Source organism: Nostocoides sp., assembly GCF_035343835.1.
GTDB classification, from domain to species: domain Bacteria; phylum Actinomycetota; class Actinomycetes; order Actinomycetales; family Dermatophilaceae; genus Nostocoides_A; species Nostocoides_A vanveenii.
The window spans coordinates 1-6,587 of record NZ_DAOQZV010000185.1; the positions used below are offsets into that span (position 1 = coordinate 1).

Annotated in this window: 7 protein-coding genes; 3 read left to right on the forward strand and 4 right to left on the reverse strand. The window is 70.7% G+C overall.

The features are described 5' to 3' along the window. Window positions 1–135 precede the first annotated feature (135 nt). Window positions 136–1,320 carry a hypothetical protein gene (locus PKH97_RS12260; protein WP_324387759.1) on the forward strand — a complete coding sequence of 395 codons (1,185 nt, stop codon included), beginning with the start codon at window positions 136–138 and terminating at the stop codon, window positions 1,318–1,320. Beyond that, window positions 1,320–2,744, forward strand: a complete 1,425-nt coding sequence (locus PKH97_RS12265) for an aminotransferase class I/II-fold pyridoxal phosphate-dependent enzyme (protein ID WP_324387760.1) — start codon at window positions 1,320–1,322, stop codon at window positions 2,742–2,744. Before PKH97_RS12260 ends, PKH97_RS12265 begins: the two co-directional genes overlap by 1 nt. An 8-nt stretch (window positions 2,745–2,752) precedes the next feature. Here PKH97_RS12265 and PKH97_RS12270 read toward each other — a convergent pair whose 3' ends face one another. Together PKH97_RS12270 and PKH97_RS12275 are read right to left on the reverse strand one after the other, a co-directional pair. Then, on the reverse strand, window positions 2,753–3,799 hold the full coding sequence (locus PKH97_RS12270) for an acyl-CoA dehydrogenase family protein (protein WP_324387761.1): 1,047 nt from the start codon (window positions 3,797–3,799) through the stop codon (window positions 2,753–2,755). Between the two features lie 6 nt (window positions 3,800–3,805). After that, complete coding sequence (locus tag PKH97_RS12275; RefSeq protein ID WP_324387762.1) at window positions 3,806–4,987, reverse strand: acyl-CoA dehydrogenase family protein; 1,182 nt, start codon at window positions 4,985–4,987, stop codon at window positions 3,806–3,808. A 217-nt stretch (window positions 4,988–5,204) separates the two neighbouring features. Between PKH97_RS12275 and PKH97_RS12280 the strand changes: the two genes are divergently transcribed. Continuing rightward, entirely contained in the window at window positions 5,205–5,618 is a 414-nt protein-coding gene (locus tag PKH97_RS12280) for an SRPBCC domain-containing protein (protein WP_324387763.1), read from the forward strand. Window positions 5,619–5,648: 30 nt separating this feature from the next. Here the strand turns inward: PKH97_RS12280 and PKH97_RS12285 are convergent, their stop codons facing one another. Together PKH97_RS12285 and PKH97_RS12290 are read right to left on the reverse strand one after the other, a co-directional pair. Then, window positions 5,649–6,347 carry an exonuclease domain-containing protein gene (locus PKH97_RS12285; protein ID WP_324387764.1) on the reverse strand — a complete coding sequence of 233 codons (699 nt, stop codon included), beginning with the start codon at window positions 6,345–6,347 and terminating at the stop codon, window positions 5,649–5,651. Between the two features lie 2 nt (window positions 6,348–6,349). Then, window positions 6,350–6,587 (reverse strand): putative nucleotidyltransferase substrate binding domain-containing protein (locus tag PKH97_RS12290; RefSeq protein WP_324387765.1); only part of this gene is annotated, 238 nt, incomplete at its 5' end.

Genomic DNA, 6,587 nt, shown 5'->3' on the forward strand with positions numbered 1-6,587 from the left:
GGCTGCGAGAGCTGGACCGCCAGGCCGCCGCCGCCCGAGGCGTCGCGGGCATGGCGTGAGCAGTGGGTCGAGCGCGACGCACCGCCGCGAACTTCCGCTCGCCACTCGGTCGCTGCCATTCTCGGGCGGTGGGCGATGACTGACGAGGCGGGACAGGTGGGCATTGTGGATCCGGCGGAGGAGGCGTTCGCGCAGGCAGCGGAACGCCTGTATGCAGCGCCGCTGGCCGAGTTCATGGCCACGCGCACGGAACTGGTCGCGGCGGCCCGGGCGGCGAAGGACCGGCCCATGGCCACACGCATCGGCAAGCTGCGCAAGCCGAGCGTGGCGGCGGGGCTGGTCAATCACGTGGTCCGTGCGCACCCGGAGTTGGTCGAACAGGTGCGCAGCGTCGGCGCGCAGCTGCGGGCGGCGCAAGCCAATCTGCACGGCACCGCCATCTCCGCCCTGCGACCGGCTCGCGATGGTGTCATTGCGGAGCTTCTTGCTGCTGCCGAGGCCGTCGCTCGGGCCGGCGACGCTCCGCTGACCTCGGCCGCACGCGACGAGATCCGTGACACCGTGATTGCGGCGCTGGCCAGCGAGGAGGCGACCGAGGCGATGGCGTCGGGGGCGCTGACCCGCACCTTGGCCTACTCCGGATTCGGCGAGGTCGACCTGGACGACGCGGTCGTCGAGGGCTTCCGGCTGCCGGCGCCCAAGCTCGTGCTCCTCCGGCCACCGAGGCAGCCCGAGCCCGACCGCGCCTCCCTCGACGAGCCGGTTGCTGCGCCGGCCCGTGAGCAGGTTGAGCCAGAGCTGGACGCACCGGCCACGACCCCGGAGCCGGATGGGCCAGACCCGGCGCCCCCTGCGACGGGCCGTCCGGAGCGCGCTGCGGTCGTGGATCCCCTGGCGGCGCTCACCCCCGGTCTGGGGAGGGCAACTCCCACCGACACCGCCGAAGTCTCGGCCGAAACCGCAGATGCGCCGTCGCCCGGACCGCGGGAATCGCTGTCTTCTTCTGCCCGGGCGTCGATCCGGGCGGCCGAGGACGATGACGACGCGGACCCGGAGGCGCTGATCGAGGCGGCGGCGCAGGCCTACGCCGAGGCGGCCGGGCGGGTCGCGCAAGCGAAAGCCGCTGTGGCGCAAGCCAGCCGTGAACTCAATGCGTCCAAGGTTCGGGCTGACGACCTGCGCGCCCAGCTGGCCGCCACCGAGGCCGAACTGGCCGACCTCTTCGCTCGTGACGCCCAGGCGCGCGAGGCCGTCACCCAGGCCGTCCAGGCCCGCCAGGCTGCCGCGGAGTTGCTCGCCAGGCGGGAGGCGCAGGCCTGATGCCCACCGACCCTCGCCGGCTGCGCGGCCACGCGCCGCTGCTCGATGCTTGGCTCGCCTTCCAGGAGAAGCCGATTCGGCCGTTCACGATTCCCGGTCACAAGCAACGGCTCGACCTCGTCGGTGACGTCGTCGCCGGCGACGTGCCCCTCTACGCCGGCCTCGACTCGATGAAGCTCACGCGCGGGGTGCTCGCCGACGCGGAACGTCGGGCCGCGGCTGCCTGGGGCGTCGACCATGCCCGCTTCTCGGTCGGCGGATCCACCCACGGCAACCAAACCGTGGCGCTCGCCGTCGCCAGCCCGGGCGACACCGTCGTCATCGGCCGCACCGCCCATCGGTCGATGGTCCTGGCGCTCGTGCTCGCAGGTCTCAAACCGCGCTGGGTGAGCCCGCCCGTCGACTCGACGACTGGGCTCCCACTCGGTTTCGCCGTCACAGACCTCGACCGAGCCTGTCGCCAAAGTCCAACTCCCACAGCGATTTTCCTCACCGACCCGTCCTATGTCGGGACTCTCGGCGAGGTCGAGGCGTGGGCCGGCGTCGCGCATGCCCACGGCATACCACTGGTTGTCGACGCGGCCTGGGCGGCACACTTCGGCTTCCACCCCGACGTGCCAGGCCATGCCCTAGCGCGTGGCGCGGACGCCGTGGTGACGTCCGCGCACAAGTTGCTACCGGCCTACAGTCAGGGCGCGATCGTGCTCGCCCGTGGCGAACGCGTCGACCTCGACCGACTGGATGCGGCGTTCGAGGCGACGCACACGACCAGCCCGGCCGGCTCGATTCTCGCCTCGATCGACGCGAGTCGCGCTCTCTTGCAACGCGATGGCGCAGAGCTGCTCGACGCCACCCTCGACGCCGTCCGGACCCTCCGGCGCCGCCTGCAGGCCGTCCCGGGCCTCGTCGTGCTCGACGGCCCCGCCGTGGATCCGCTCAAGGTCACCCTCGTCCTCGGCGGCACCGGCGCCGACGGCAACGCGGTCGAGGCCGACCTCATGGCTTCCGGTATGCCGGTGGAGTTGGCCGACCGGGACACGCTCGTCGCGTTCGTCTCGTTCGCGGACACCGCGGAAACGCTTGGCGCGCTTGGCGATTCGCTGATCGAGAGCATTGCGCGCCACCGCGGCCCGGCGCGTCTGGCCGTCACCGCGGCCGCGTACGCCGTGACCCCGGAGCAGGCGGTCGCCCCACGCGACGCCTTCTTCGCCGAGCGCGAGGCCCTCCCGATCGGGGCCACTGAGGGGAGGGTGAGCGCCGAGCTCGTCGCGCCCTACCCGCCCGGCATCCCCGTGCTGGCGCCTGGCGAGCGCGTGACCCGCAGCGTGCTGGACGCCCTGGCGAGCGCCCGCGCGTCGGGCATCCGGATCGCCTATGCCGCCGACCCGACGCTATCCACCCTGCTCTGCCTGCGCGACGGCTGACCGGCGAGTCAGCCGATCAAATCCACCGCCTCGTAGTCGCCCACGCGCGCGGCCAGCGCGGCCAGGTGCTGACTGGTGTCGCCATACGAGTGCTCGATGGCCGTCAGCCGAGCGGTGAGATGACCCACGGCATACTCCGCCGTCACGCCGATCCCGCCGTGCAACTGAATGGCCTCCTGCCCGATGTGCCGGCCGGCCTTGCCGACAACGACTTTCAGACGGTCGATCGTCGCCGCCTCGTCGGGGTCGGCAGCGAGCGTCATCGCCGCGAATTGCACGGTGCTGCGCGCGAGTTCGAGGGAGGTGTACATGTCCGCGGCGCGCTGCGTCAGCGTCTGAAAGCGCGCCAAAGGCACCCCGAACTGCTTGCGGGTCTTCAGGTACTCCACCGTCATCGTCAAGGCCGTGTCCATCGCGCCGAGGGCCTCGGCGCACAGCGTCAGCGTGCCCAGATTGACTGCGCGCGCCACGGCGGCCGCCTCGGCGCCCTTGAGCCGCCGCGCGGCGACACCCGCCAGGTCCAACCGTGCCCCGGAGAGGGCGGGGGACTCGATCACGAAGACAGCGACGCCGTCCGCATCGCGAGCCGACGTGACCACGGCGTCGGCCGCCGCGCCATACGGGATCGGCTCGCGGACGCCGGTCAGGCGGTCGCCGTCCGCCATCACGCTAGCGGGTTCCAGTGACCAGGCCCGATTGGGCTCATAGAGCGCGGGCACCACGAAAGAGTCTCCGGCACAAAGCGATCCGAGGAGTTCGCCGCCGTCCCGGCTAGCGGCTAAGAGGGATCCCGCCACCATCGCCTCGGCGTATGCCGTGCGGATGCCGGCGCGCCCGAGCTCGCTCGCGACGATCATCACCTCGACCGGGCTCGCGCCCATGCCCCCGGATGCCTCGGGGAAGGGCAGCCCGAGGGCGCCCAGTTCGGCCAGGGCCGACCACAGCGCCGGGTCGTGCGGCGCGTCGCCGGGCACGGGTTCCGTGCGGCCGCGGGTGGCCAACTCGCGCACCGCGTCGCGCAAGGACTCCTGCTCATCGGTGAATGCGAAAATCATTGCGGCTCAGCCCTTCAATCCGAGAATGGCGCTGGCGATGACCCCGCGTTGGACCTCATTGGACCCGCCGTAGATCGATGCCTTGCGATAATTCAGATATACCGGAGCCGTATGCCGTGCCCACTCCGGCACCGCACCGTCGTCCTCGCCGGACCACACCACCGACATCGGCCCGGCGATGTCGACCATCAGCTCCAGCACGTCCTGCTGGATCTGGCTGCCGCGCAGCTTCAAGATCGAGGACGCCGGGTCGGGCTTGCCGCCGTGCGAGTTGGCGGCGACTCGCAGCACGGTCAGTTCGAGTGCCATCAGATCGCATTCGAGCTCCGCGATTCGCGCGGCCATCAGCGGATCGTCCAGGAGCGTTCCTGATCCGGAGGCCACGGTCGCGGCCCGCGCCTTGGCATCGGCGAGCTTGCGCTTGATCCAACCCACCGGGGCGACGCCGACCCGCTCGTTGCCGAGCAGGAACTTCGCATAGTCCCAACCGCGATTCTCTTCTCCGACAAGCTGATCGGCGGGCACGCGGACGTTGTCGAAGAAGACCTCATTGACCTCATAGCCGCCGTCGATCAACTGGATCGGCCGCACCGTGATGCCCGGGCTGGTCATGTCGATGAGCAGCATCGAGATGCCCTGTTGGGGCTTGGCCGCCGCGGGATCGGTGCGGACGAGCGCGAAGATCCAATCGGCATACTGGCCTAGGGTCGTCCACGTCTTCTGGCCGTTGACGAGAAATTCATCGCCGTCGCGGACGGCGGTCGTGCGCAGCGAGGCGAGGTCGGAGCCGGCCTCGGGCTCGGAGAAGCCTTGACACCACCAGATGTCCAGCGACGCCGTCGGCGCCAGGAATCGCTCCTTCATCTCCTGGCTGCCGAAGGCCGCAATGACCGGCCCGATCATATTTGCGTTGAAGGCGAGGGGCGCGGGCACGTCAGCCGCGGCCATCTCGTCGAGCCAGATGTAGCGCTGCAGGTCGCTCCACTCCTTGCCGCCCCACTCGACCGGCCAGCCCGGCACGGCCAGCCCGTGGTCGTGCTGGATCCGGTGGGCCTGCGCGAAGTCATCCTTGGTCAACTCCGCACCCACTGCGACCTTGTCGCGGATGTCCTGGGGGATTTTCGTGGTGAAGAATTCCCGCATCTCCGCGCGGAATTGCGCGTCGTCCGCGCTGAGCTCACGCTCCATCGAGTGCCTCCGTCAGTGGTGCCGCCCTGTGAATCTGACTCCATTCAACCCGCCCGGGCCGCCGCCGCCGCGGCGGGGTGCCTATGACCTTGGGCACCAGCCGGCAGCCGAGGCTTCGGTGGGGGTGACCGCTGTCGGAGGGCGCGAGTATGGTCGGATTCCTGACCGGTCATCGGGCCGGTCACCGATCACCACTGGTGAAAGGACGTGGTCATCGATGTCGGTGAACAACGAGGGCGAGGCACCCGCCGCGAAGTCCGATTTCGTGTCGGTCTCGCGCGTGCTCGATCATTCGGTCGCGAATGTCTGGGGTGCCTTGATGGCCCCGCACGGCGCAGAAGCTCTCCTTGGTGAGGGCGGCGAGCTCGGCACGAAGGGCAGCAGTTGGCGGGCCAGCGACGGCACCTTCGGGGTGACGCGCAGCTTCCATCCCCAGGAGCAGATCCGCTTCTCCTGGCACGCGGATGATGCTGCCCCGGCGACCTTGGTGGATGTGCATCTCGTCCCGGCCGACGACGCGCGGACCAGCCTGGAGATCCGCCACGAGCACCTCGACGACGGTGCCGATCGTGACGGGTTGGCCGCCCATTGGGAGGCCGCCCTCGATCGACTGGACGCGATGTCCTTGTGAGCCGACGGGGCCGGCGATAGGCCGGCCCGGTCAGCTCGCCAGCCGGTCCAGTGTGACCGCCTTGGCGGCGCCGTGCTCGAGTTCGGCCAGCTGGGCAAGGTAGAGCTCGGCGCAGGCGAGGGCATCCTGCAGGGCGTCGTGCGCGGCATACGTGGGCAATCCGAAGCGTTCGCGCACCGTCCATAGGCGCAGTTCGCCCGGCTGCGGTTCCCGCTGCCAGCCGCCCGGTAGGGCTCGTCGGGCCAGTTCCATGGTGTCCACCGTGCGCAGCGGCAACTCCAGCCCGTATGCCGTTCGGCACGCCGCCCCGAGGAAGCCCACCTCGATCTTTGCGTGGTGAGCGAGCAGCACGCGGCCGGTGAGGGCGGTCGCCAGGGCGTCGACGGCCTCCCGCGCGCTGACGCCCGCGGCGACCAGGTCGTCCGTCAGGCCGTGAATCGTCGCGCTCACGCCGACTTCGGCCCCGGCTTGGGGACGCACATGGATCCGTCGAGCCCCCTCGAGGCGGATCGTGTGCCCGTCTACGGGCACAAAACCGATGCTGAGCAACTGATCACGGGCGGGATCGAAACCGGTGGTCTCGACGTCCACCGCCAGCAGCCGCAACGCGCTCGCCGCGGTCGCACCGGACGGCAGACCGGCCCGCGCAAACTCGCCGACCGGGCTCGCGGCCCCGGCGAGTCGGCCGAGGGCCTTCTCGGGCCCCCGGCGCAGGCCGAGCCAGGCCACGGTCAGCCCAGCTTCCCGGTGCCATAGGCGACACCGAGGGTGGACTGGGCGGACCGGACGATCGCGAAGGCCTCTCGCAAGTGGCGCTTGTCGAACGAACTGAGCTCGTCGGGGGAGAGCCGGTTGTCGGGCGCCTGCCCGGCGCGCACCCGCGCCGCCTGGTGACGGAAGCGGACATACGAGATGAACTCGAAGGCATCGCGCAGATCGGCACCGCGCCCGGCGTCCATCCGTCCGGCC

Bases quoted from the DNA above. Each gene is read 5' to 3' on its own strand.
- PKH97_RS12260 (WP_324387759.1), top strand. From the start codon at position 136: ATGACTGACGAGGCGGGACAGGTGGGCATTGTGGATCCGGCGGAGGAG.
- PKH97_RS12265 (WP_324387760.1), top strand. From the start codon at position 1,320: ATGCCCACCGACCCTCGCCGGCTGCGCGGCCACGCGCCGCTGCTCGAT.
- PKH97_RS12270 (WP_324387761.1), bottom strand. From the start codon at position 3,799: ATGATTTTCGCATTCACCGATGAGCAGGAGTCCTTGCGCGACGCGGTG.
- PKH97_RS12275 (WP_324387762.1), bottom strand. From the start codon at position 4,987: ATGGAGCGTGAGCTCAGCGCGGACGACGCGCAATTCCGCGCGGAGATG.
- PKH97_RS12280 (WP_324387763.1), top strand. From the start codon at position 5,205: ATGTCGGTGAACAACGAGGGCGAGGCACCCGCCGCGAAGTCCGATTTC.